This is a genomic window from Bacillus sp. NEAU-Y102, from assembly GCF_054788175.1.
The window spans coordinates 498214-523281 of record NZ_JBTWFK010000002.1 but is presented as its reverse complement, the minus strand read 5'-3'; the positions used below and the strand labels follow the sequence as shown (position 1 = coordinate 523281).

The window sequence follows — 25068 nt, the reverse complement described above, 5'->3', positions numbered from 1 at the left end:
AAGCAGCTAGCAAAGGCTAACTGCTTAATACAAGGAGATACAGAGAAGACTAAATGGATTCTGGCATACAGCCTATCAACATTATGGACATAATATTGAGTTTTATTCAAAGGAATTCATGTTTTATAAATTAGATTATGATAGTTGATATTCTCCATATTGACCAGAAAAGAATTAAAAATTCTAGTGAAATTCCAAGTGTTCGTTTCCTAGTTTTTTGAAATTCTTTTATTAAATAGCCAACAGCACTAATTGCTATAAGAATGAAAAGAATAAGTTCGAGTGTAACTGGCATTTTATCTACTCCTAATACAATAATTTATCATATAAAGATTATAAGATATTTTTATGGCTAGTGGTGAAAAATTCAATAGAACTATTTCTAAATGGATGAAATGTTTCAACAGACCAATCAAAGGTTAATACAACAAGTGTTATACAATATACGCATGGAGGGCCATCGGGCTGAAGAAATATTGGAGAATAAAGAGTTGTTAGATTAAAGGATTATTACCGAAGAGTTCGAAGTGTAGAAAAAGTAATTATTAGGTATATAGATGAAACGCTCAGATGAGCGTTTTTTTATTTGTATATTCGCAAGTAAAACAACATAATATCACTATGAATCCTTATAACAATATGAATTTTTGCATATTTTAAAATTCGATATATCCCTCAAAAACTTTTAATTGTATAATATATTTTGTCATATTTTTAGATTTTTCGACATAAACCAACAAAAATAGAGAACATATTGGGAGAAGAAATTATGTACACAAAACTATTAAAATCAATTACATCACTATCACTTATTGGTGGTGCGTTGTTATATACAAATGGCAGCGATGTAAAAGCTGCTGAAGTGGGTGTTTTTTCTGATGTGCCGACATCACATTGGTCATATCCTGCGATTAAAGATTTAGCGAGTAAAAATATTATTTCAGGTTATGGAAATGGGATATTTGGTTTTGGAGATGTTGCGACAAGGGAGCAAGTTGCGGCTTTAATTTATCGAGTGTTAGTACCGAATAAACAAGGCGGTTCGTTTAGTAATGATGGAACTCGTTACGTATTAAAGGATGGGTCTACGTTTAAAAATCCTTACGGTGATATTAATCAAAGTTCTACAATGTTTCCAGAAGAGGTATTAACTTTAACGAATTTAGGAGTTTTTAAAGGTGATGAAAATGGCCAATTTAGACCGAAAGCTTCTGTGAGTCGTGCGGAAATGGCACAAATTCTTACAAATGCTTTCCATCTTGCGGCAAAACAAAAACATACCTTTAAGGATGTTCCAAATCCATTTTGGGCAGAAAACGCAATTAGTGCAGTGCAGTCAAATGGAATCGCAGATGGCACAGGGAACGGGAATTTTGAACCGTATGGCACAGTAACACGTGAACAGTATGCGCAGTTTTTATATAAAACTTTAAAATATAAAAATGCCGATGTGAAAGATACAGGAGATGCGGCATTATTAACAGCGTTTAAAGGGGAAGTACAAAAGCGTATTAATACATACGAGACAAATATTACACTTCCATATAAAACGAAAAACAATAATACAAACGAAGTGATGAATACACTTTTTAACGCATATAAAGAAGTTGCAAGTAAAAATGAGTATACAAATAATAATAGATCGAATGTTTCATATGGACTTTCTGGATCACCTGGAAATTATACATTTACGCTTAAGATTACATATCGTGAAACGAAAGAACAGACGGAATATGTCATGAAACAAGCGAAAGCAATCGTTTCTTCTATTACTCAAGTTGGAATGGATGATCACGAAAAAGTGAAGGCGATTCATGATTACGTAGTAAAACATGTTTCTTATGATACGTCTTATAAAGCTTACACAGCATATGAAGCACTAGTAAATCGTTCTGCGGTTTGCCAAGGTTACGCACTATTAACTTATCAATTATTAAAAGAAGCAGGAATTGAAAATCATTTCGTGACAGGAACTGGGGACGGACAACCTCATGCTTGGAATTTAGTGAAAATCGAAAATAAATGGTATCACCTTGATACAACATTCGATGATCCGGTTCCAGATGAACAGGGCCGCGTAACGTATTCGTATTTCAATTTATCAGATGAACAAATCGCAAGAAATCATGAGTGGAACCGCGGAGACTATCCGCAAGCTACAACAAATTATTATAGTACACTGACAAACAAAATTGCGGCAGGTAGTACGAAAACGCCTGCATATCAGCAAATATTAAAAGATACAAAGTTAAACTATTTAGGAAATGAATATATCGTAAACAACTATACCGAATTAAAAAATAAAATGCAGCAGCGTTATAGTGCAAAACCAGAGAAAATTGAAGTGCTGTACAAGCAATCAATGAATGGTGCACTGCAAGATGTGAAAAAGGTAATTGGCGAAATCGATTATCCGCAAGGGGCAAACCGAGTTTCTTATAAAGCGGAGCCTTACAATGCGAAAGAAGGGTATTCTTTAGTGACGATTACGTTTACGTATTAAGAATGAGAAAAAGCATCTGTTTCAGATGCTTTTTTTTATTATATTGATTCGACAAAATATGACAGTTGAAAGCGAATTGGTCTGTTATGATAATTTTTTAAATTTTACATTTTGGAGGATTAATCATGAACAAAAAGAAGATTTCCGCTGCGTTAATAGGAATTGTAGCTTTTTTTGTAATTATTAATGTAGTTGTTATGAAAGAGAAAACGACATCAACCAGTGAAAAAATGTGCTCTGAGAAAGAATATAATAAATTAGTAGATGAACATTTTGAAGAAACGCAAAAGTTGAAAAGTGATATGAGTGTGTTAGAAACTGAAAAAAAATCTCTTGATGAGCAAGTGAAGAAGTTAAAAGATGAGTTAGCGAAAAAAGAGCAACAAGTAGCGCAGCAGCCGGTTCAACAAGAACAACCAAAGCAGGAACCACAACAACCAGCACCAGCGCAACAGCCGGAAAAGAAAGAAGAGCCAAAACCAGAACAACCTACTGGAGCATTCGAAAATCCAATGAAAAGCATAAACAAAACAGAGGCAATGAATAAAGTAAAAGAAAAGGCGAAGAAAGACTTCCAAGATGATTATATGACACAAAACTTTGTTGCGGAGGAACAATCAAAAGCATTTGATTTCTTAAACAGTATTGAAATTAAATCACAAGAAGAATTAAATGTAATGAAGAATGCATTGAAAGATTTTTCTAACGACTTTATGACCGCGAAGTTTGTTTATGAAGAGCAAATGAAGGCGAAGAATAAGCAAGGGTAAAACAAAAACGCTATCTTTTAAAAAGGTAGCGTTTTTGTTTTGGGTTATAAAGTTATTCCTATATTTGACATATACAGTCTGACTGTATAAAATTTAACTATACAGTTCAACTATATAGTTTGGCTATATAGTTATCGTTACATTGGAGGTCTTTATGAATAGAGATAAAAATTTACCATTAACGGAAACAACGTATTACGTTCTTTTAGCTTTATTAGAGCCAGCTCATGGATATTTAATTATGCAAAAGGTGGAGGAACTGAGTAATCATCAAGTAAAAATCGCAGCGGGTACATTGTATGGTGCGGTTGAAAATTTATTAAAACAAGGGTTAATAGAATCGGTAAAAAGTGAAGATAAACGAAGAAAAGTGTATGTCATTACGGAACGCGGGAAAGAAGTATTGCATTTAGATTTTATGAGAATGCAGCACATTATTGCGGTTACAAAAAGTTTATTACACGTATAGTTAGGGGGAAACGATGATGTGGAGATTGAAATTCTTTTTAGACTTTGAGAAAGAGGAAAAATGGTTAGAGGAGATGGCTTGGAAAGGCCATCAACTAGAAAGCAATACATTTGGTTATACATTTAGATATACAGAACCGGAAGATGCGACGATTAAAATAGACCATAGAGTATTTAGTAGAAAAAGTGATTTTATTAATTACTGCACATTATTTGAAGATAGTGGCTGGGAGCATATAGCTGGTAATAGGTGGTCAGGTACGCAATATTTTAAAAAGGTAGATGAAGAAAGTGAAGATGACATTTTTTCAGATCCAATGTCACGAGCAGGTAAGTATAAGCGTCTATCTAAAACATTTTTAGAATTAGCGATCTGTTATTTGCCGATATTATTTTTATTTATGTATAGTAATACAATGAATTTAGGAGCCTTTGTAAATCCGAAAGAACTATACTTGACGCCAGGATTATGGGATAAGCAAGGTGTATCATTTCTATGGTCATTCTTATTTGAAACGCCATTTGCATTAATGAGAGGACTTTTTTTGACATTTATCCCCGTTGCGACATGTATGTTTTTCGTTTGCTCGTATAAAGCAAATCGGTTGTATGAAGAGAGAAGGTGATAGGATGGATCCCCTTAAAGTAGATACTTTGGGGGTTTTTTTATGTATAAATAGGTTGTTTGGTAATTGTTAACATTAATTCCTTTTGTTTGTGTTTAAATTTGATATAATTTTAATAATATTCCTTAGGAGGATGATTATCATTAATATACTTTTAGGTATTATTGGAGCAATTGTTTTACTGGCTTTTGTTATCCATCCAGGAGTCCCAGACAAACGTGTCCCTCTACAAAATAAACTTGCAGTAATTCTTCCATTGATTGTTATAGCTGGTTTAATTTCCTTGTATATATAATTAAAACAAGTACTTATCAAGTAACATTAAGATAGGTAGAGAAGTATATATGCTTTTCTACCTATGCGTAGTTTAGTAAAAATGCTCATCAACTTTTTCATCGCTATTGTTCTTTTGTTAATTGCTGTATGGACTGCAAACGGACCTAATATAGAAGACCAGCATAAATAAACCATTGTATTTCTCAATAAACAAAACAATTAAACATGGTTCAAGTCGGAGAAAGGCACCTTAGGCTGTCTATTCTTTTTTTGATATGGTTTATTAGAGGTCACCATATCAAAAAAATTGTACGTCTAGACGCATTTTAAATACAAAATAACCGATTCCTTATACGTTAAGAAACCGGTTATTTATTTGCCTACTTTTTTAGAGGGCTTTTTTTTGTAATGGTTTTAAATGATTGATTTAAGGTTATAAACTTAAATCATAAATAAAAGATAGAGCAAAAACTATATAAGAAATAAATGTAACGAAAACAAGAAAACATATAAACTGAGAATTAGATACATATTGTTCTATTCTTTTTTTCATGTTAATTCGTATTGTTTTTCAAATGTGAAGTATCAATTGGAATTTGACCTTTCCAAGATCCAATTACTTTTCCAATTCTAGTTATATTTACATCTAAAGTAAGGGGCTGTTTAAAAGCGTCTTTTCCTTTAGAATCTATAACAAATGTAGCAACACCTTCAGGTTTATCATTATCACGAATGCCTACATCATTTAGTTTTTTACCTGCTGCCATAAGTTCAAAAGGAAGACGATCATCTGAATCATGGATAAATGATAGTCTCCCGTCATTTTTAATCTCAGGGTTTTCCTCTTGTTGCCCATTAATTTTACCATCATTTTCAAGATTTAATCCTGATGTATCAAATTCAAATGGTACTAAATTACCATCAGCTTTTTCCATTCTATAATGAACTGATATACGTGCATCTGCGATAAATACTTCTTTGAGATGTACAGTAATACCTTGATCTGTAATTTTTTCATCAATAGGAATATATTTACCATTCTTCATCATATCTTGTATGACACCATTTTCATCTTCTATTCCTTCATTTACAACTTTATCATTTGTAATTGCATCAGAAAAATATGAAGCAACATTTGTAGCCGCCACTTGTACTTGTGGAATCATTGCTGTTGTAAAAAGTGCAGCTGCAGCTACTGCTGTATAAATGAAACGTTTTGATTTTTTACTCATGTTTGTAAACATTCCCTTCTTTTGGTGCTTTTTGTGATTTATATTAGAAACATTGTCTAACTTGGAACGGCTTTCAAATGTTTTCCATGCTTGTTCTATATCAATTTTGATTTCTTGTGGTGAATTTGCAGATTCTTCATCTAGCATTACGTTTTCCCATTGATTTAATTTACTAATTTCTACTAATAAATCTTGGCATGCTTCACATGTATCTAGGTGCTTTGTGAATTCCTTTCTTATATCATGAGAAAGTTCTCCATCAATATATGTTTGAATAAACCCGATATCATAACATTTCATTTGTTATGCCTCCTCCATTTGTTTATAAATCTTGCGGAATTTCATTTTTGCTCGGACCAATAATGTTCCAATAGAAGATATTTCAATTTGAAGTACTTCTGCAATTTCTTTATATTGAAAACCAGAGAATTTCATTAGTAAAAGGGTTCGTTCTCGATCATTCATTTTATTTAGTATCGTTTGGACCTTTGTAATTTCTTCTTTTCTTATCCAATCATCGTCTAATGATGAAACATTTTGTACTTCATGGTATTGTATTTCTTTATCAATCTTCGCTTGCTGCCTTTTTTCAGATCGAAAATGGTTATAAGCTACATAAGTAGAAGATTTAATCAACCATCCAGGTATGTTTTCAATTCCTTTCCAATCGCTACGATATAATTGTAAAAATACTTCTTGTGCTAACTCTTCAGCGATAGATTGATCTTTAACAATCCAGATGATTTGTTTCACAGCGTAAGCATAGTACTGCTTAAATAAATCTTCAAAGGTCATATCAGAAGCATGACTTTCTTCATTTTCTATGGTTAACATGTCCGTTTAAACCTCACTTTCAATTTGATACCTGTATTATAGAGAAACCAGAAAAAAGGATTTTGTGACAGTTTTTCTGGATATTTTTTTATATTTTTTATCCCGCATTAACGGGCAGTAAGACCCCCACCTCAAAATTCAGCGTAAGCAAAGAAGTTAGGTGGGGGGCGGGCTGCCCGTAAAAGTCCGATTGGTGGGGGTTAATAATCAGTGGTGGATGAACACCCCCCACTGATTAAAGTTTCACTTTATTTTGGCATATTTTAAGTCTTCTATTTTCATGAATATGTATAATTACATAAAATTTTAGTGAAAAAGAGAGTATACTTTCGTATTGTGTAATAAAGATAAAGCCCGCCTACGGAAATAGGCGGGCTTTTTTTTACATATAAAGAAAAGACACTCACATGAGTGTCTTTTCCGATAGTTTTTTAGCAGAAGCAAGCAGCTCCAACGATGATTAATAAAATAAACAATACAACTAATAAAGCAAATCCTCCAGCGAAGCCACAGCCGCCACAACTACCACCAAAGCCCATAACAGTTCCTCCTTTTAATAGGAAGGGAAAACCAAGGGGTCACTCATGTGTTTTAACGGATTCCATTTACTTTATGCTTTTACGAATGAATGGAGCAGGTCCTTTTCAAAATAGATTTATCTCGCTATTTGCTGGGTAGTAAGACCCCGATTGGTGAGGGCTAATTAAAGTTTCACTTTATTCTTTAAAAGCGAATAAATGAAAAATAAAATATCCAAAAATATAGATGGAAATCCGCTTTTATACCTTGCACTAAAAGAATACTAACATTATATATTATAAGGAATACTTGTCCTTAATTGTAAATGAAAGGGGGGAATGGGTATGAGTTATGGCTATGGTCACCCTCCGAAAAAATGTTGTGAACATCACAATGAGACTTTATCAACGGGTGTATTACGTAGACATTCTGCTACGTTGTTTCTTACTGTGGAGGCTATGAATGTTGATCCAGATGATACTCGTAGAGTAACTGTTGAAATGTTTGATTGGTCATCTGGTTCTCCGGTATTGTTACCATTAATAGACCCTTCAACACAAACATTGCCACCTAATCGATATGTTACTTTTCGTTCAGCAGCTCTTCCTCCAGCACTGTTTGCTTATGAAGTAAGAATCATTCGTCCGAAAGATAGAGATGTTGTTACGAATGTTTTTGGTCTTAGTGCAATCGTATTTAACCCACAAGAAGGAAATAATGTTTTACAACCTGATTTAGCAAAATTAGACCTTAAATAGATCTTATAAAAGTCTATTTATTGGGTATGATTAAACAAAAGAGTAGGATGTTAATCCTACTCTTTTTTTAATGTTAACTAGAATTTTAAAAGAAATCCTTCATCATTTTAGTATCTTTAATATTCACTATCACACTTTCTACCTTATCTTTCTTCTCATCTTTGGCAATTGTAATTTGTTCCTTATTATCAACCCAAACAAGAAACTCTTCTTTTTCGTCATCTTTATATGTAACGGTTATAGTAGAATGCACAGATTGTTTCTTTTTTTGATCTAAAGTGATAGTTTTAGGTGTTCCATTTTGAACTGCTGAAACGATAGATTTTATCATTTCTTCATTATCTGTTTGAGATTTGGAAGTAGTATTATTTGTTGTTTTCAGTATTTCAATGTCGGTAATATTTGCGGAGTTTAATTGAAAGGTATTTTGTGTATGTTCTTGCTTAACTTGTGAAGCTTTATCTGTAACCGAGGTACTTGTACAACCTATTAAAGTGAAAGATAGAGCGGTTAGAGCGCATATAGATATGATTTTTTTCATATTATCCCTCCTTACGTTCAATTATAACAATTTTTCGTTAATTTAGGAGGTTATTGTAAGTAGAAGATGTTTTAAAGTGGTAAATGATGTTGTTCATTTTCTATTAAAATCAAAATTCACATAACTTTTTTCATATTTTATGTTTAACATTTTGAAAATGGGTGTACTACATATAATATAACAAATAATTCATTTTAAAGGAGGAAGTTAAAGATGGAAACGAAGTATAGTAAACCTTTTGTATATGAATTTATTACGGAGAAAGAGGTCATGAATGCGGCGAATGATCTCGTGAAGAAAGGAATAGACCAAAAAGATATTTACGTATTAACACATGAGAAAGATAGGACAGATAGAATTGCAGACAATGCAGACGTGAATACAATTGGGATAAAAGAGGAGGGACTTGGGACAAGCATTATTAACGTCTTTCAAAAAACAGGAGATCAGTTAAGAAATAAGATGCAGGAGTTAGGGCTTAATGAGGAAGAAGCGAACTTTTATGAAGAAAAGCTGGATGAAGGGAAAATCTTGTTATTCGTTAAGGATTTAGAAAGAGTCGGTGAATGGTTACAAGAAAGAAGATGCATGTATTCTATTTAAATTTGTATCCTTTAAATCTATAAATCTATTACGAAAAGGAGATGGGAAATATGAGTGAGAGCGGGCTAAAAGAACAAATTACGGGTAAAGTTGAAAAGAAAAAAGGACAAATAAAAGAAGGAATTGGTGAAGTTACAGAAGATAGAGAGTTGAAAACTGAAGGGAAGTGGGAGAAGACGAAGGGAACTATAAAAGAAAAAGTCGGAAAAGTGAAACAAAAGATAAGCGATGAATTGGATAATAAAGAATAATACATTTTCATCAAGCTTTGGTTACATACCAAAGCTTGATGAATCCAATATAAAAATAATATAGGAGGTTTAATTGTGGGACTTATTATTACGTGTATTGTAGGTGGACTTATTGGTGCGTTAGCTGGAATGATTACAGGGAAAGACTTTCCTTTAGGTATAGTTGGTAATGTAATTGCTGGATTAATCGGATCTTGGGTTGGTAGTGCATTATTTGGTCACTGGGGTCCTGAATGGGGAGGCATTTTTGTTCTTCCAGCGTTATTAGGTGCAATCGTCTTTATTTTAATCGTTACATTCTTCTCTAGAATGCTACGGAAAGCGTAAGTATGATAATGAATAGTAATCTTAAGTTTATTATATATAGCTATAAAGTTAAAAGAGTGATAAATATACATAAAAAAGCATCCAATTAAAATAATTTGGATGCTTTTTTAATGTAATCTGTATGAAGGTTGCTCGCAATCATCATGTTTATTCAATAAATAATCAGTGAGGATGGCCCCACTGATTGAGATTACACTTTATATTACATATTAAACCATCGTTACTCTTTTACAATTATTTATCCTTACGACCTGCCTTGGTTCTATATGAGATAAGTCCTCGTTATTACCTATATCAACTACAATTGTATTCGTTAGTATATTAATAATGGAACCAACTAACTTTGTAGCATGATCGTGTCGATAAGAAAATTGAACGAAATCTCCCTTTTTAAAGTTGTGCTCTTCCATAGATAGATCCCCCTAAAAATAATGTTTATACATTATACATACACAAATTTATAAGGTTTAAACATTTGGTAGTAAATTTTAAGCAGTAAGCTGGGAAAGGTGTAGAAAATTTATTTATAATTAAAATTAAAAAATATGTTTAAAACTAATTTTTATGGGTAATTAAATAGTAAACGTTTGAGATGAGGGGGCGGAAATGATGAATTTGAAAATTAACATCTTGCAAAATGAATTAGGTTATACGGTACAACTTACTGGTGAGATTGATGCGTATACGGCATCAGATTTGAAAAATAAGATTATGCCTATTGCAAATGAAAAAGAGGTTCATATTGTAGTAGATTTTCATAACGTAGATTATATGGATAGTACAGGCTTAGGAGTTTTTATAGCTTTATTAAAAGCAGTTAAGAAAAATGATGGGAAGCTAGAGTTTATTGGTGTATCTAAAAGGCTAAAAAGATTATTTGATATTACAGGGCTAACAGAAATATTAAATTTGAATTCCGATTTTGAAAAAGTAGAAAGAAGGTGACTAGGGATGATGGAGAGATTTGAAAAGATAGAAATGAAAATTCCTGCAAAAGCAGAATATGTGGCTATTATTCGTTTAACAATGGCTGGTGTTGCGAATCGAATGGGCTTTGCTTATGACGATATAGAAGATATGAAAATTGCTATTAGTGAAGCATGTACAAACATTGTACAACATGCATATAAAGAAGACGTTGGAGAAATTACAATTGTCTTTGGTCTATATGAAGATCGATTAGAAATTATGGCTGCGGATAATGGAGTTAGCTTTGATTTCAGTAGCTTAAAAAGTAAAGTCGGTCCGTATGATATTAATAAACCAGTAGAACATTTGCCGGAAAATGGTTTAGGATTATATTTAATCAATACGTTAATGGATGATATACAAATCATGCATGATGAGGGCATGACAGTTTTAATGACAAAATATATACAAAGAGAGCAGGTGGAGAATGATGGAAATCCAATCTCAACCTACAAATCTTACTAAAGAAGACGTTATTAAACTAATTGCAGACTTCCAACAAAACCAATGTGATGAAGCACAGGAAAGATTGGTTAATCACTATAAAAATCTCGTATATTCCATTGCATATCGCTATTCAAAAGGTGGGCCGATGCATGAAGATATTATACAAGTAGGAATGTTAGGGCTCTTAGGCGCAATAAGAAGGTATGATTATTCGATAGGGAATGCTTTTGAGCCGTTTGCAATACCTACGATAGTAGGCGAAATAAAGAAGTATTTACGTGATAAAACTTGGGGTATTCATGTTCCAAGGCGAATTAAAGATTTAGGCGGGAAAATTAAACTTGCGATAGAGGAGTTAACAGATCACCTGCAGCGTTCACCGAAGATTATAGAGATTGCAGATCATTTAGGACTATCCGAAGAGGAAGTGCTAGAAATTATGGATGCGAAAAATAATTATCGAGTATCTTCCTTAGATGATGTAGTTGAAAATTCATCTGACGGCAGTTCGGTAGCGAGAATTGAATCTGTAGGTGAAGTAGAGCAAGGATATGAACAGACAGAAAGACGTCTCGTTTTAGAGGATATTTTTAACGTATTAAATGATATGGAAAAGAGTGTTATTCATTATATATTTGGAGAAAATTTAAATCAAAAAGATACAGGAGAACGGTTAGGTATTTCGCAAATGCACGTTTCTCGTATTAAAAGACAAGCGATAAGTAAATTGAAGCAAGCTGCATTTTTAGATACATAAAAATTTAAAAGAATTATGTTTAAAACATGAGAAAAGGGGTAGTTATTAAGTATAGGAGGAGATATAAAAATGTCACACGATGTGAAAGAACTAATCGAAGGATTGAATGAAGATTTAGCAGGAGAATACTCAGCAATTATTATGTATAACCATAATGCTGCTACAGTTTCTGGTATATATAGACAAGTATTGAAACCTTTCTTTGAATCTGAAATTAGTGATGAACAAGGACATGCCCTATATTTAGCGGAGAAAATTAAGACGTTAGGTGGTACACCTACTACGATCCCTTTACCAGTGAAACAAGTAGAAGATGTTAGAGAAATGTTAGAATCCGCTAGACAATCAGAATATGAAACAATTAAGCGTTATGAAACGAGAAAAGAACAGGCAGCGAAATTAAATATGACAGAGTTAGTTGTAAAACTAGAAGATATGATTGCAGATGAAACAAATCATATGGAAGAATTAGATCGTCTTTTAAATGATAAAGCAATGGTGTTAAATTAAAAGTAGAAATTTATACAGTGAAAGAACAAATTCCTATTTCTAGGGGTTTGTTCTTTTGTTGTATAAATATGTTTGAGTACGAAATTTTCATTTTGTAACTGAGTATGTAATACTAGAAAAATAGAAAATGATATTAGATTTACATTTTAAATAAGAAAAGGGGAAATAACTTGTGTCCATTTTAATTGTTGATGATAATCCGGTTAACATATTTGTAATTGAGAAAATTTTAAAACAAGCCGGATATCATGATCTTGTATCGCTCAATTCTGCACAAGAGCTCTTCGAATACATACAGTTTGGAAAAGATTCTTCCAGGCATAATGAAATTGACTTAATACTATTAGATATTATGATGCCTGAAATTGATGGACTTGAAGTTTGTAGGCGATTACAAAAAGAGGAGAAGTTTAAAGATATTCCTATTATTTTTGTTACAGCTTTAGAGGATGCAAATAAGTTGGCCGAAGCTCTTGATATGGGGGCAATGGATTATATTACGAAACCTATAAATAAAGTTGAACTATTAGCACGTATGCGTGTAGCGTTACGCTTGAAATCGGAATTAAATTGGCATAAAGAACAAGAAGAAAATCTTCGGAATGAACTAGATTTAGCTACGCAAGTACAAAGAAACTTATTAAGTAGCCCATTAAGAGAAGATTATATAAAAATTGAAGCAAGTTACTTACCTTCATTTAAATTAGCTGGAGATATGTATTATTGGTATAAAATCGATGGAAACCGCTACGGTATTATATTATTAGATGTGATGGGACATGGTATATCTGCTTCATTAGTTTGTATGTTTATTTCGTCTGTATTACGTGAAACGATTAAATCTTTAATCGATCCAGAACTTGTCATTAAAGACTTAAATAAATATATGACTCTTTTACATAATGAGAATGACGATATTCCATATTATTTTACAGCGATATATTTAGTAGTAGATACAGAAAAGAGAACGATTGAATATGTAAATGCAGGACATCCTTCTGGATACGTTTTAGTTGATGAAGCGAATGTAGTGGAACTAGATCGCGGGAGTTGTGCAGTAGGATTTTTTGATGAAATAAAAGTTGAAAAGACAGTTATACCTTTTGAGAAGAACGCTCAAATCGTATTGTTTACAGATGGTGTTCTTGAAGCAATTGCAAATGATGAATTTGAGTCTGAAGAGAAATTACGTGCTTTTACAGAAAGAAAATGGGGAGATTTAGAAGCGGAGATAGAAGGGTTTTATAAGGGAGAACAGAAGAAAGCACAATCAGATGATATGTGCCTAATTATGATACAAACGAATGCAAAATAAAAAGCGTATGAAATCCAAACAGAGGATTTCATACGCTTTTTATCCCGCATTAACGGGCAGTAAGACTCCCACCAAAAAATTTAGTCTGAAGCAAAGAAGGCAGGTGGGAGATCAACTGTCCGTAAACGCCCGATTGGTGAGGGTTGATAATCAGTGGGGAATCCCCCCCATCTGATTAAAGTTTCACTTTATTGTATTTTTTGATAAATTTGTTCGCTAGGATTAAATTGGGTATAATGCGGCATTATATCTGAAAAACGAAGAGTTTCTTTATTCCCTAAACATAGAAATCCATTGTGACTTAAACTTTCATAAAATAGTTGCTGCACTTGGTTTTGAAGTTTACTTGTAAAGTAAATTAAAACGTTACGACAAAGTATAATATGAAACTCGTTAAAAGATTGATCGGTTACTAAATTATGCTGTGCAAAAATAATGTTTTGTAAAAGTGATGGATTGAAATAAGCAAAACGACTATCCGTCGAATAATAGTTAGAAAATGCTTGTGTACCGCCAGCTTGTAAATAGTTTTTCGTGTAAGTTTGCATTTTATTTAATGAAAGTATGCCTTGTTTTGCTTTTTCTAACACATTTGTATTCATATCTGTTGCATAAATAACAGCCTTTTCACTTAATCCTTCTTCGTGAAGTAAGATGGACATTGATAATACTTCTTCACCAGTTGCGCATCCAGCATGCCAAATTCTAATTTCAGGATGTTTTTTCAATTCAGGAATAACATGCTCTCTTAGCGCTTTAAAAAAAGCAGGATTACGGAACATCTCAGTTACATTAATGGAGAAATCATTTAATAACTGTTCTAAAAACCCTTCTTCATGAATTACTTTTTCAATTAATTTTGAAATGGTAGGGATATTAGAGAGCTGCATTCTATTGCAAATCCTTCTATAAATAGATGTGCGAGCATATTGGCGAAAATCAAATCCTGATAGTTTAAATACCGCTTCTAATAGTAATTCAATTTCTAAGTTCGTACGCTTATCCGTATCTACTGATGGATCAAAATTATAATACTTATTTTCCACTCCAACTAAACCTCACTTATTTTATTAACCATACACTCATTACCGAATAGAGTTGATGTAAATTTAATGGTTTACTTATATAATCTGAAGCGCCAGCAGATAAACATTTTTCCTTATCATTTGGCATTGCTTTAGCAGTTAATGCGATAATAGGTATTTCATGTAACCCTAAGTTCATTCGGATATTTTCCATCGTTTCATACCCGTCCATATTAGGCATCATAATATCCATTAAAATAAGGTCAATATTTGTATTGCTTTTTAGTATTTCTAAACATTCTATACCATTTTGTGCAGTAATAATGTTGGCATGTTGTTTTTTTAATGCATTTTGTAATGCAAATATATTTCGGTGATCATCATCGACAATTAAAATAGTTTTCTCTTGGAAGACGTTATTTGTTTCTGGAGTCACGATAGTCTCTTCCACAACTTCAGCAGGAATAACATCTTCTATCGTTGCTGCAACTTCTAAATTGGATAACTGTATATCATGTAATCCATTTGGAAGGTTAGGAATATATACAGTGAAAGTACTGCCTTCTCCTACATGACTCTCTAACGTAATCCAACCACCTAACAATCTAGCAAATTCTTTACAAATAGATAATCCTAAGCCTGTACCACCATATTTCCGAATTGTTGCTCCATCTGCCTGTTGAAAGGCTTCGAAAATAAGTTGATGCTGTTCTTTAGCGATACCAATACCAGTATCTTTTACTGAAATTGTAATCCACTCTTTACTTATAGATTGCATATCATGACTCAAATTGGTTGTTTCTATCGGATTGAAATGTAAAGAGACGGATCCTTTTTCTGTGAATTTAAATGCATTAGATAATAAGTTTTTAATAATTTGTTCAATCCGTTTTGCATCTGTATAAAACAGATCTGGAATCGTATCACTGTCTTCAATAGTAAATTCGACATTTTTTTGTGCAGCTATATGTAAAAAGTTTTGATGCATATTGGCTGCCATGTCACTTATGTTCGTTGCTTCAAAAATGATGTCTAGTTTGCCTGCTTCTACTTTAGATAAATCTAGTATGTCATTAATTAAAGTAAGTAAGTCTTTCCCTGATGAATGAATGACAGTTGCTAGTTCAATTTCATCATCCGATAAATGATTATCATGATTTTCTCTTAACATTTCAGATAATAGTAAAATACTATTTAATGGTGTGCGTAATTCATGTGACATATTTGCTAGGAACTCTGATTTGTATTTTGAGCTGCGTAACAACTCGCTTGCTTTTTCTTCTAATTCTAATTTAGTAATTTGTAAGTCAGCTGTCTTTTGTTCAGCTTCTTCCGTTCTAGACTCTAATTGTTCATTCGTTGTTCGTAATTCTTCCGCTTGCATTTGTAGTTCTTCAGCTTGCGTTTGTAATTCTTCTGATTGAACTTGCAGCTCTTCTGTCATTGCTTGTGATTCATGTAAAAGAGTTTGAATTCGCATACGTCCCATAATACTATGGATTGTCAAACCTAGATTATCAACAGTTTGTTGAATTAAATCTTGATGCAAGTCTGAAATCTCAGTTACACTTACTAACTCCATTACTGCAATTACTTCATCTTCAAATAAGATAGGGATGACTAGTAGGTTTTGAGGGCGTATTTCTAATAGGCCGCTAGTGACATAACGAAATTCTTCTGGTATTTCTCGAAGAATAAAGATTTGTTTTTCTAAAGCACATTGCCCAATTAAACCTTCACCCATTTTAATGGATTTTTTTCCGACATCAGAACCTTGACCGGCGAAAGAAGCTTTCTTCACATAGTAGACAGTGTCTTCAATTTCTTCACGAACATAAAATGCACCGCAAGAAGTTTGCGTTTTTTGTATAACCCCACTAAGAATTTTGTTACCTAACATCTCAATAGAAGATACACCTTGATACATTAAAATTAATTCTGCAAGCTCGGTTTGCAACCACTCTCTTTTCGATATTTCGTCTAGTAAGTGGTTCGTTGTGTGAGCTAGATCTTTTATTTCATCATGGCTGTTTACATGAATTCTTTCCGTAATTTTTTCTTTGGAAGAAATGGATTTAATAGCTTGAATTACATTTTTAATCGTTTTTGTAATGGAATTCGAAATATAGAGTGAAACGATAATGGAAATACAAGAAAGTAAGAACAATAAACTGTATAACCAAATCTCTAATTTATTATTATCAATATCTAATTGTGCAGCTCTTTTTTTCGTTAGTTGCTCCTCAGTGCTACGGAAGTTAGTTAGCTGCGACTGTAATGACTGAATTTGAGTCGTGTCGATTGTTTGTACATTATTACTATTATTATTTGTAATGAGTGGGTGAATCTCTTTATTAATCCAACTAGTAATGTTTTCGTTAATCTGTTTTAATTTTTCTTGCTGAGAGGGGTTATCCTCTAATAGAGAAAAAAGATCTTGATAATGTTTTTCGTAATCCTTTTCTGCAGCGTTAAGGGATTGAACGTAATTTGCATCATTAGAAGTGATAAATCCTTTCGCTTTATTTTCAATTGTTAGTAAATCTTTCTCCACTTGATTCGTTAAATTAAGAACTTTAAAATCGTGATCAATAATAAAATTACGAGATTTTTGTAAACTGGAAATCCCATTGTTTAACATAATGAAAGAAATAAGCAAGAACAAAATGATAACTAAATAACCAGCCATAATTTTGTAACGAATACTAAATTTTGCTTTCGATTTCATCAAAAATTCCTACCTTCAAGATTATTAAAAGTTTTCTATTTTCAAGAATAAAAAACGTAATATATATTATATCAGTTTTCATAAGGCCAAACTAGAAATCCCCCTACTGTATTAGGGGGTTCTTTTTTCATAGAGGAAATCATTTTGAAATATAAAAACATATATGAAAGGTAGTAAACGGGGGAATAGAGGATAACAAACATTCTAAGAAGGAAAGAGTGTTCTTAAAGCTTTTTTTGCATCTATTCCTTCAAAAATAAATAATACAAGATCTTTCTTTTTTACAGTAAGGAAAAAGGATACTAGAGTGCTTAAATTTTTGATTGATGTCATTGTTCCATGTTTACTTATAAACAAATTAGCTTGAAATGTTGTCATTAAAGCATAAAAATGATGAATCTGAGTTATTGTAGGTGTTTCATTATAAGAAATAGTAGTAGAGTGAATGGCGTTCATCGTAATATTCCTTTCCATATAGTGAGCATAACAATATAAACATACCCGTTTTAGAAGATGTTAAACGTATAAATAAGAAAAATATAATTAAAGTTTTTTACGTTTAGAAAGAGTTAGGAAGGGTATACATATACTATAAAGAGATTGACTGAAGATGAATTGTAAGATGTCTATGTTTAGTAGATTAGTCTATCAAAATATACTTTTACTTTAAATAAAAAGGAGCCTGGTATACATGAATGAAATGATGATTGATATTACATTTGATTTAATTTACTTGTTAAGTAGTTCACTTGTAGTGCTTTTACTATTCGCATTTTTCGTAAATGGTTATGTTAATAAGAAGGTTAGTGTATACAGAAATGAAGAAAAATAAAGATACATTATATAAAACTTTAGGAGGTTAATAGTTATGAATGTAGATAGAAAAATAGTAGGTGTTTTTAGAACAATTGATGATGCGGCACTCGTTATTAATGAATTAAATGATAAAGGATACCCAGCAGATAACATTTCAGCTATTGCGAAGGATCAAAAGGAAATTGAACACCTGGAAGAAAAATCGGGTGAAAAAGTTAAGAATGAAACTGCACATAAAGCAGATATCTTTTCAGCGACAGGGCTTGTAGCAGGAGGAGTAGCAGGGGGACTAGGTGGTTTATTAACTGGCCTTGGTATACTTGCCATTTCTGGAATGGGTCCAATTGTAGCAGCAGGACCAATCGCAGCAGCTATTGGTGGAGCTGGTATTGGCGGAGGAGCTGGAAGTTTAATAGGAGCATTTATAGGATTAGGAATTCCAGAAGAACATGCTAAAAAGTATGAAGAATATATTTACGATGGAAATATATTAATTTTAGTAGATGCAACATTAGATGATAAGTTAGAAATTTATAAAATATTTGATAAGCATAATGCTTATAACTCTGATTTCTTTAAATAATATTTACTTCACATATCAATTATGCAAAATATAAACATAGTGAATATCGTTTTTTTGATCTTACAACTTTGGCGCGGCCGAGGAGTCGTATGACTATAAGAGAGGAAGGGCTTATAGTAAAAGATCAAGTTCTATCATGTTATTTAAAAGGGAAGAGGTGCCTTTTCGTGATTGTAAAAATATTAAAGGATAGCAGTAATAGCTTCCTTTGTACAGTTCAAAATAAAAATGGAGACCAGTATGTGAAAAAGTGGTTTAGTAAACATGAAAATAATAAAGAATTAGGACGACCAACTTTTAAAGAAGTAGAAAAAGATTGGAAAGAAAATAGAGAATCGTTTATGTATCCCAATATTAAAGCGCTTTATTCAAATGGAACATAATGCGCGTTTTATTATTACAAAACTGTCACATTCCTGTAAGGTAATTCAATAGATTAGATACTTTTTCCATGTCATAATAAAGTCATAAGAAAGCTTATCAAAACTACAACTTATTAGGAGAGTGTCAGTCATGATTGTAACAACAACTTCTGGAATTCAAGGTAAAGAGATTATTGAGTATATTGATATTGTAAATGGTGAAGCTATTATGGGTGCAAACATTGTCCGCGATTTATTCGCTTCTGTTCGTGATGTTGTCGGTGGTCGTGCTGGTTCTTATGAAAGTAAGCTTAAAGAAGCTCGTGATATCGCAATGGGCGAAATGAAAGAACTTGCAAAACAAAAAGGTGCGAACGCTATCGTTGGTATTGACGTAGATTACGAGGTTGTTCGTGATGGAATGTTAATGGTAGCTGTCAGTGGTACAGCTGTACGTATATAAGTAAATAAAAAACAGGCTCACCCCTTGAAGTTCATGCTTTGAGGGGGTTTTTTGTTTTTAAGTTGTAAAAGTAAAAAGAATGGGATTGTATTTCTTAGAAAAATAGAAGTGCCAGTAGCATAAATGGTATTTCGTACAAAAGAGCGAACTCGTTCAAATTATAGAACAGTTTTAAGGGCTAAATGAAAAAGAAACAGTAATGCTACATATATGTAACGTAAGTGCGAATTTTATAATAAAATTGTTATTTGAGATAATGGAAGAATTAGTGGTATAAATAACTTTATAGATAATAATCAAAATAGAGAAGACAGAGTGTTCATAGATGGAATGGTTAAGGGGATTTTCCAATCTGTAATAAAAAACGGAGGTACCGAGAACGTTTTACAGATGTCTGTTACATAAAATTTATAATGGATTGGGGGCAATTTATATTATGTTTTGGTTAGGAGGCTTTTTAGGATACATTGTAGGTTCTATTACTACATGTGCGATACTTTACTTTGGGTATAGAGCCGAGAAAAACAAAAAAGCGAATATGCGAAAGAAAGAGGGGAGAAAAATCAATAAAAAAGGCGTATAGGATGTGGAAGAAAAATTGATAACATTGATGCAAAAATAAAGGACAGTTACATATTTTATATGATTACTATGTACTGTCCCGCTTATTCCTTTTGGATTAACAAAAATTGTTTCCTGTCTTGCTATAAATTTCATAGGCAAAAAAACCAAATAAATAGCCTATTCCGGATCCTAAACTAATGGAAAGCAGTGAGAAATCTGGGAAAAACATGCCGAAAATCAAACCGATTATACAGCCAAAAAGCATTCCTATAGGTATGAAACTATCTAATAACAGTTGAGCCTCTTTTGATTTTTTCTTACCCAATTTGCCATGCTTATATTTATGTTCCAGTCTTTTTATTACAAATACTACAATCCCCCCGACTAGTATAACAGGCCAAATTTCCGAAATTAACCACATGTTAGAAGCTCCTTTCACCTTTCAATATAATTGTACCAAAAAATTACAATTATAGACTGCTAAATGTACTATCTAGTCTATTTAAAAGGTAAATGCAAAAGACTTCTTCTTTTGCATTTAATAACTCGTCAAAAACACTTTCCGATACGATAAACTTAACTAAATCTATACAATTCAATCAAATTTACACAAGTTAGTGCTTCAAAGTGTTCTCGCAGCCCCAAAGGGACGAGGGGTATAACACTCCACACGAGGCAGTATCGTTACCTCCTATTATCAAGCATTTATTTTACCCATCTTGATAAATTTATCGCAGCATTTACATCCCTATCGTGATAGCTATTGCATGAAACACAACACCACTCACGTATTTTTAAACTCCACTGTCCTTCTGGTTGAACTGAATGGTCGTATTTTACGCCGCAACATGAACAAATCTTGCTTGAAGCGAACCATTTATCAGCTTTTACATACGCAATGCCATACTTCTCGCACTTGTATGATAAACATTGAAAGAAGAAGTTTAATTTTTGAAATGAAAATGATTTCGATAGTTTTTTGTTTTTTAACAGGTTTGAGATAGATAAGTCTTCCACAACAATCCTCATTGGTTTGGTTTTCACCAATTTAGCTGTTGCTTGATGGATATGGTTAGTTCGGATATTTGTAATTTTCCTAGATAATCGCAGGTGCTCAGCTTTCGCTTTTTCATATCCGGCAGATTGAATTTTTGCACCTTTTTTAAATCTCCTAGACATATCTCTTTGTGCTGACTTTTTCCTTTTCAAAAGTTTTTTAGCCTTGGCATCTTTGTTTATATTTCGTTCTTTCATACCATTAGAAGCTACAAAAAGCTCTTTTAAACCAACATCCACACCAATCGACTCATTCGTTAGTTCTTGTAATTCAAAGTCTTCTTGGAACCCCACACTAATCCACCAGTGACGACCATCAAATGTAACTCTTGGATTGGATGTTTTTTTATTCCTTGGTAGTTGTTGGCTTGTTTTCACTTCTCCAATAGACTGAATATGAACTACTTTCTTTCCTATAATCAGTCTTTCATAATTAGCATAAAATCCTTGGATTACATCTTTTTTGGATTTATAAGAAGTGTGAGAACCATTTTTGTACTTTTTGAACGAATTTTTTCTCGCCGCATCAAAATCTCTTGAAGCCTGTTTGGGCACTTGTGCATTAATGTCTTTTAACCACTCATATCTCTTTTGCTTCTTGATCTTTGTAAATCGTTTCTGTAAAGCTAACTGTGAAACAGATTTTCCAAATAGCTTATAGTATCTATCACTCATTCTTTTACAATAGTTATAAGCGAATCTTGCAGCTCCAGCATGGTTTCTAAGCACTTTTTCTTGTTCAGGCGTTGGAATCAGTCTAACTTTCTTCGCCAATATCATCAGAATGTAACTCCTTTAATGAAAGATTTGTTCTTCTGAATCGTAGCGTGTTCCACCAGCATTCTCCTGAGACCACTCGGATGCAAACCTGTTAATTCCGATACTTGACTAACTCGTGAAAATTTCATTATTATTCTCACCTCATCGAACCAAACATAGCACGTACGTTCGATAAAATCAATAAAGTTTGATAGATTCAATAAAATTTATCTTGTTCAACTAAGGGCGCAATTCCTTAGCCAGTTCTCTTATGAACTTCTCATGTTTTCACATGAGCGCAGACTATATGTTTATCTACTTAGAGATAGAGGATTTTTCCACCACCATAGGCTTGTGATGTACTCTCGTCAGTTATACGAGATAGTCGTTGAACGTTCATCTTATCCATTTTGACTTAGATGATTCGAGGCGGAAGACCCATTGTTCTAGTGTTTAGGATTTAACCTTGCACGATCTGATTGATTTTTTCTGCTTTCGCGACATTCACGCTCACTATTTCTAGCCACGTTGTAGTTCAATCAGCTTTAGGGATTGCCCGCAGTTAACCCTCACTACTAGCCAATCACTTGACTAGCAGGGCTTACTGATATATTTAATTAACTTTCGTTATAATTGGTTAAATAAATCGTAACAGTTAGTTACCCTTTCGTTTTCTCAGCGGACTGCACAACATCAACTGCTGTTTTCACATCCGCTAAGTCATATGTAGAATGTACTTTCATAAAACGTAATTGCTTATTTTCTACTAAACGAATTAAGTGACGAAACGTTTCTTGCCATTTATATGGTGACACTTCATTATTCCAATGTCGTAAATGAAATATGTTTGCGTGTACTTTTGCTTTCGTGGCAATCTCGGCCCAGTTCACTTGTATTCCTGATAGAAGACCGATCGTTAAAAAATGCCCGTTTGGACGTAAGGAGAAAGCTAATTCATTTCCATCCGGTCCTCCGATGGAATCAATTGCAGCAACCGCACCGAGCCCGTTTGTTAATGTCATAACTGTTTCATAAAGCGGGGTAGTGGAAGTATCTATTACATGATGAGCGCCAAGTTGAAGTAATTCCTCTGTATGTTTACTATTTCTTGTCACCGCAATTAATCGGAAGTTTAAAATTTGAGATAACTGTGCAAATAGATGGCCAATAGCGGATCCGCAAGCATTTACTAATAAAACTTCATTTCGTTTTAAGTTTAGCGTTTCTGTACAAGTAACCCACGCCGTAAGAGGATTAATATACATTTGTGCCGCTGTAAAATCATCAATGGAATCAGGAATAGGGACTACAAAATCAGCTGACGTCTTCACATACTCTTGCCAAGTACCTTCCCCGCGTAAAGGTAACACACGTTTACCGATAAGGTCTCGAGTAACGCCTGCGCCAACATCTTCTACAATACCAACACCTTCATAACCAGGTATGTTAGGCAAAGGGATTCTATGTGCGTATGCTCCAGTGATGGGAATTAAGTCAGATGGATTAATCGGTCTAACTAGCATACGAACGAAAACTTCATTATCTTTCAGTGGTTCTATATTTTTATATTCAACTTGTAATACGTCTTTTGGATTGCCAAACTTATGAAATTGAATGCATGTTCCAAGCAAAGTAATTTGCCCCCTTAGTTTGATTGGGTTTTATTATAGCATTTTTGGTTTGGGTGGTTATTTTGTTAGTGATAAATAGGTTTTTTAATTTACGTATTTATCAGAATTTTATAAAATGTGTATATAACTATAAAATGGGGGGATTTCTTCATGTGTACTAGTTTGACGTTACAAACAAAAAATTTCCAGCATCTTTTTGCGAGAACAATGGATTTCACATTAGATATGAATCAGGAAGTAATAATCATTCCTCGGCGTTATCAGTGGAACAATATAACTGGTGAAACGATCCGAGCGAAAAAGGCTGTTGTCGGAATGGGAATTAATCATGAAGGAAGGGTCATTATGGCGGACGGAGTAAATGAAGCTGGTATGACATGTGCCACTCTCTATTTCCCGGGATTCGCTACTTATAGTAACAGCATAGATGACCATAAAACGAATTTAGCACCATTTGATTTTGTGGCTTGGAGCTTGACGCAGTTTAATTCTGTTGAAGAGTTAAAAAAATCTGTTGATAACATTTCCCTTATAGATGTACCATTACCAGTTTTAGGGATTACTCCGCCACTACATTGGATTTTAGCAGATAAATGGGGAGAGTGTATTGTACTTGAGCCGACAACTGATGGAATAAAAATGTATGACAATCCAATAGGAGTGATGACTAATAGCCCGGAGTTTAATTGGCATTTACAAAATTTAAGACAATATATTGGACTTAAATCGCAGCCATTTGCACCAACCGAGTGGGGAGACGTACTATTAAGTGCTTTTGGCCAAGGTTCCGGATCGATGGGACTTCCTGGAGATTTCACCCCGCCATCAAGATTCGTGCGGGCAGCATATGGCAAACAAAACATTCAAGGTATAGAGAACGAAGAAGAGGGGATATCGGCTATTTTTCATATCTTATCAAATTGTGAGGTTCCTAAGGGGGCAGTAATAACAGAAGACGGTATATTAGATAATACTATCTATACAAGTGCAATGTGTATGGAGTCTGGAACATATTATTACCATACTTACGATTGTAGACAAATTATAGCCATTCATTTATTCAATGAAAATTTAGATACAGCTGAGATTAAAACGTATCCGTTCCAGCGGAAGCAAAAAATCTTTTATGAAAACTGATAAAAACACCTCCATTGAATTTGCATACTTAGTATGCGAATTCGGGAGGTGTTTTTCTATTAAGCCGAAGCCTTCTTCATTCTCTCAAGTAAACTAGATAACACATGCGTACGATAAGATTCTAGTTTTTTACCTTCATAAGTACGAATACCTAATTTTTTAAGTTCTTTTACATACCAACCTTTGCTTCCGAAATACATGTGATCGCTCCCCTTCAACTTTGTTTTTATTTGTCCTG

At 33.2% G+C, this 25068-nt stretch carries 32 protein-coding genes; 20 read left to right on the top strand and 12 right to left on the bottom strand.

All coding sequences use genetic code 11. From position 1 onward, the window contains the following. Positions 1 to 769 precede the first annotated feature (769 nt). From ACYFX0_RS09150 to ACYFX0_RS09130, 5 genes are all read left to right on the top strand, one after another. Positions 770 to 2503, top strand: a complete 1734-nt coding sequence (locus ACYFX0_RS09150) for an S-layer homology domain-containing protein (protein ID WP_106103899.1) — start codon at positions 770 to 772, stop codon at positions 2501 to 2503. A 125-nt stretch (positions 2504 to 2628) separates the two neighbouring features. Beyond that, entirely contained in the window at positions 2629 to 3273 is a 645-nt protein-coding gene (locus tag ACYFX0_RS09145) for a hypothetical protein (RefSeq protein ID WP_106081508.1), read from the top strand. Between the two features lie 154 nt (positions 3274 to 3427). Then, positions 3428 to 3742 carry a PadR family transcriptional regulator gene (locus ACYFX0_RS09140; protein WP_001078063.1) on the top strand — a complete coding sequence of 105 codons (315 nt, stop codon included), beginning with the start codon at positions 3428 to 3430 and terminating at the stop codon, positions 3740 to 3742. 13 nt (positions 3743 to 3755) lie between these two features. Further along, positions 3756 to 4367, top strand: a complete 612-nt coding sequence (locus ACYFX0_RS09135; RefSeq protein ID WP_098437589.1) for a DUF2812 domain-containing protein — start codon at positions 3756 to 3758, stop codon at positions 4365 to 4367. Between the two features lie 133 nt (positions 4368 to 4500). Continuing rightward, on the top strand, positions 4501 to 4662 hold the full coding sequence (locus ACYFX0_RS09130) for a hypothetical protein (protein WP_000583951.1): 162 nt from the start codon (positions 4501 to 4503) through the stop codon (positions 4660 to 4662). A 535-nt stretch (positions 4663 to 5197) separates the two neighbouring features. On the opposite strand, the gene ACYFX0_RS09125 is transcribed toward ACYFX0_RS09130, so the two are convergent. The 3 genes from ACYFX0_RS09125 to ACYFX0_RS09115 form a co-directional block, all read right to left on the bottom strand. After that, positions 5198 to 6175: a DUF4179 domain-containing protein gene (locus tag ACYFX0_RS09125; RefSeq protein WP_106103898.1), complete on the bottom strand. Its 978-nt coding sequence runs from the start codon at positions 6173 to 6175 to the stop codon at positions 5198 to 5200. 3 nt (positions 6176 to 6178) lie between these two features. Beyond that, positions 6179 to 6709 (bottom strand): RNA polymerase sigma factor SigX, encoded by a 531-nt coding sequence (locus tag ACYFX0_RS09120; RefSeq protein ID WP_000955505.1) that lies wholly within the window; start codon positions 6707 to 6709, stop codon positions 6179 to 6181. 431 nt (positions 6710 to 7140) lie between these two features. Next, positions 7141 to 7248, bottom strand: coding sequence for a YjcZ family sporulation protein (locus tag ACYFX0_RS09115; protein WP_000505670.1), 108 nt, complete (start codon positions 7246 to 7248; stop codon positions 7141 to 7143). A gap of 324 nt (positions 7249 to 7572) precedes the next feature. Between ACYFX0_RS09115 and ACYFX0_RS09110 the strand changes: the two genes are divergently transcribed. Then, positions 7573 to 7986 (top strand): hypothetical protein, encoded by a 414-nt coding sequence (locus tag ACYFX0_RS09110; protein WP_460270297.1) that lies wholly within the window; start codon positions 7573 to 7575, stop codon positions 7984 to 7986. Between the two features lie 85 nt (positions 7987 to 8071). On the opposite strand, the gene ACYFX0_RS09105 is transcribed toward ACYFX0_RS09110, so the two are convergent. Next, the gene (locus tag ACYFX0_RS09105) at positions 8072 to 8527 is read right to left on the bottom strand and encodes a hypothetical protein (protein WP_000720868.1); all 456 of its coding nucleotides are present in this window, start codon (positions 8525 to 8527) and stop codon (positions 8072 to 8074) included. A 213-nt stretch (positions 8528 to 8740) separates the two neighbouring features. On the opposite strand from ACYFX0_RS09105, the gene ACYFX0_RS09100 reads away from it, so the two are divergent. From ACYFX0_RS09100 to ACYFX0_RS09090, 3 genes are all read left to right on the top strand, one after another. Beyond that, positions 8741 to 9130, top strand: coding sequence for a YflT domain-containing protein (locus ACYFX0_RS09100; protein WP_000448802.1), 390 nt, complete (start codon positions 8741 to 8743; stop codon positions 9128 to 9130). 50 nt (positions 9131 to 9180) lie between these two features. Then, the gene (locus tag ACYFX0_RS09095; RefSeq protein ID WP_000004260.1) at positions 9181 to 9381 is read left to right on the top strand and encodes a CsbD family protein; all 201 of its coding nucleotides are present in this window, start codon (positions 9181 to 9183) and stop codon (positions 9379 to 9381) included. A 75-nt stretch (positions 9382 to 9456) separates the two neighbouring features. Then, a complete protein-coding gene (locus tag ACYFX0_RS09090; protein WP_000522903.1) occupies positions 9457 to 9708 on the top strand; it encodes a GlsB/YeaQ/YmgE family stress response membrane protein in 252 nt (83 codons plus the stop codon). A 209-nt stretch (positions 9709 to 9917) separates the two neighbouring features. Here the strand turns inward: ACYFX0_RS09090 and ACYFX0_RS09085 are convergent, their stop codons facing one another. Beyond that, positions 9918 to 10118, bottom strand: a complete 201-nt coding sequence (locus ACYFX0_RS09085) for a hypothetical protein (protein WP_000390996.1) — start codon at positions 10116 to 10118, stop codon at positions 9918 to 9920. 196 nt (positions 10119 to 10314) lie between these two features. Here ACYFX0_RS09085 and ACYFX0_RS09080 point away from each other — a divergent pair, with 196 nt between their 5' ends. The 5 genes from ACYFX0_RS09080 to ACYFX0_RS09060 all read left to right on the top strand — a co-directional run bounded on the left by ACYFX0_RS09080 (position 10315) and on the right by ACYFX0_RS09060 (position 13706). Continuing rightward, positions 10315 to 10653, top strand: coding sequence for an STAS domain-containing protein (locus tag ACYFX0_RS09080; RefSeq protein ID WP_003276977.1), 339 nt, complete (start codon positions 10315 to 10317; stop codon positions 10651 to 10653). A gap of 6 nt (positions 10654 to 10659) precedes the next feature. Next, complete coding sequence (rsbW, locus tag ACYFX0_RS09075) at positions 10660 to 11142, top strand: anti-sigma B factor RsbW (RefSeq protein WP_106103904.1); 483 nt, start codon at positions 10660 to 10662, stop codon at positions 11140 to 11142. Then, a complete protein-coding gene (gene sigB, locus ACYFX0_RS09070) occupies positions 11105 to 11881 on the top strand; it encodes an RNA polymerase sigma factor SigB (protein ID WP_106103903.1) in 777 nt (258 codons plus the stop codon). The genes rsbW and sigB overlap by 38 nt, the downstream gene beginning before the upstream one ends. Before the next feature lie 69 nt (positions 11882 to 11950). Continuing rightward, entirely contained in the window at positions 11951 to 12391 is a 441-nt protein-coding gene (locus ACYFX0_RS09065) for a ferritin-like domain-containing protein (RefSeq protein WP_000017755.1), read from the top strand. Between the two features lie 172 nt (positions 12392 to 12563). Continuing rightward, a complete protein-coding gene (locus ACYFX0_RS09060; RefSeq protein WP_106081504.1) occupies positions 12564 to 13706 on the top strand; it encodes a fused response regulator/phosphatase in 1143 nt (380 codons plus the stop codon). A gap of 188 nt (positions 13707 to 13894) precedes the next feature. Here ACYFX0_RS09060 and ACYFX0_RS09055 read toward each other — a convergent pair whose 3' ends face one another. From ACYFX0_RS09055 to ACYFX0_RS09045, 3 genes are all read right to left on the bottom strand, one after another. Then, positions 13895 to 14752, bottom strand: coding sequence for a CheR family methyltransferase (locus tag ACYFX0_RS09055; protein ID WP_000429058.1), 858 nt, complete (start codon positions 14750 to 14752; stop codon positions 13895 to 13897). A gap of 16 nt (positions 14753 to 14768) precedes the next feature. Next, complete coding sequence (locus ACYFX0_RS09050) at positions 14769 to 17459, bottom strand: ATP-binding protein (protein WP_106081503.1); 2691 nt, start codon at positions 17457 to 17459, stop codon at positions 14769 to 14771. Positions 17460 to 17663: 204 nt separating this feature from the next. Beyond that, entirely contained in the window at positions 17664 to 17915 is a 252-nt protein-coding gene (locus tag ACYFX0_RS09045) for a hypothetical protein (protein WP_000991351.1), read from the bottom strand. A 235-nt stretch (positions 17916 to 18150) separates the two neighbouring features. Here ACYFX0_RS09045 and ACYFX0_RS09040 point away from each other — a divergent pair, with 235 nt between their 5' ends. The 5 genes from ACYFX0_RS09040 (at position 18151) to ACYFX0_RS09020 (ending at position 20266) form a co-directional block, all read left to right on the top strand. After that, a complete protein-coding gene (locus ACYFX0_RS09040; RefSeq protein WP_001004568.1) occupies positions 18151 to 18291 on the top strand; it encodes a hypothetical protein in 141 nt (46 codons plus the stop codon). A gap of 36 nt (positions 18292 to 18327) precedes the next feature. Further along, a complete protein-coding gene (locus ACYFX0_RS09035; RefSeq protein WP_001100085.1) occupies positions 18328 to 18858 on the top strand; it encodes a general stress protein in 531 nt (176 codons plus the stop codon). Between the two features lie 167 nt (positions 18859 to 19025). After that, complete coding sequence (locus tag ACYFX0_RS09030; protein ID WP_003276970.1) at positions 19026 to 19241, top strand: DUF4028 family protein; 216 nt, start codon at positions 19026 to 19028, stop codon at positions 19239 to 19241. Positions 19242 to 19371: 130 nt separating this feature from the next. Continuing rightward, positions 19372 to 19683 carry a YbjQ family protein gene (locus tag ACYFX0_RS09025; protein ID WP_000637513.1) on the top strand — a complete coding sequence of 104 codons (312 nt, stop codon included), beginning with the start codon at positions 19372 to 19374 and terminating at the stop codon, positions 19681 to 19683. 436 nt (positions 19684 to 20119) lie between these two features. Continuing rightward, positions 20120 to 20266: a hypothetical protein gene (locus ACYFX0_RS09020; RefSeq protein ID WP_000498641.1), complete on the top strand. Its 147-nt coding sequence runs from the start codon at positions 20120 to 20122 to the stop codon at positions 20264 to 20266. A gap of 96 nt (positions 20267 to 20362) precedes the next feature. On the opposite strand, the gene ACYFX0_RS09015 is transcribed toward ACYFX0_RS09020, so the two are convergent. The 3 genes from ACYFX0_RS09015 to ACYFX0_RS09005 form a co-directional block, all read right to left on the bottom strand. Next, a complete protein-coding gene (locus ACYFX0_RS09015; RefSeq protein ID WP_000266264.1) occupies positions 20363 to 20668 on the bottom strand; it encodes a hypothetical protein in 306 nt (101 codons plus the stop codon). A 284-nt stretch (positions 20669 to 20952) separates the two neighbouring features. Beyond that, the gene (locus tag ACYFX0_RS09010; RefSeq protein ID WP_247727764.1) at positions 20953 to 22083 is read right to left on the bottom strand and encodes an RNA-guided endonuclease InsQ/TnpB family protein; all 1131 of its coding nucleotides are present in this window, start codon (positions 22081 to 22083) and stop codon (positions 20953 to 20955) included. A gap of 638 nt (positions 22084 to 22721) precedes the next feature. Beyond that, complete coding sequence (locus tag ACYFX0_RS09005) at positions 22722 to 23693, bottom strand: zinc-dependent alcohol dehydrogenase family protein (protein ID WP_106081501.1); 972 nt, start codon at positions 23691 to 23693, stop codon at positions 22722 to 22724. A 150-nt stretch (positions 23694 to 23843) separates the two neighbouring features. On the opposite strand from ACYFX0_RS09005, the gene ACYFX0_RS09000 reads away from it, so the two are divergent. Next, complete coding sequence (locus tag ACYFX0_RS09000) at positions 23844 to 24830, top strand: choloylglycine hydrolase family protein (RefSeq protein WP_106081500.1); 987 nt, start codon at positions 23844 to 23846, stop codon at positions 24828 to 24830. A gap of 59 nt (positions 24831 to 24889) precedes the next feature. Here ACYFX0_RS09000 and ACYFX0_RS08995 read toward each other — a convergent pair whose 3' ends face one another. Beyond that, entirely contained in the window at positions 24890 to 25030 is a 141-nt protein-coding gene (locus ACYFX0_RS08995; protein WP_000273536.1) for a YflJ family protein, read from the bottom strand. Between the last annotated feature and the right edge of the window lie 38 nt (positions 25031 to 25068).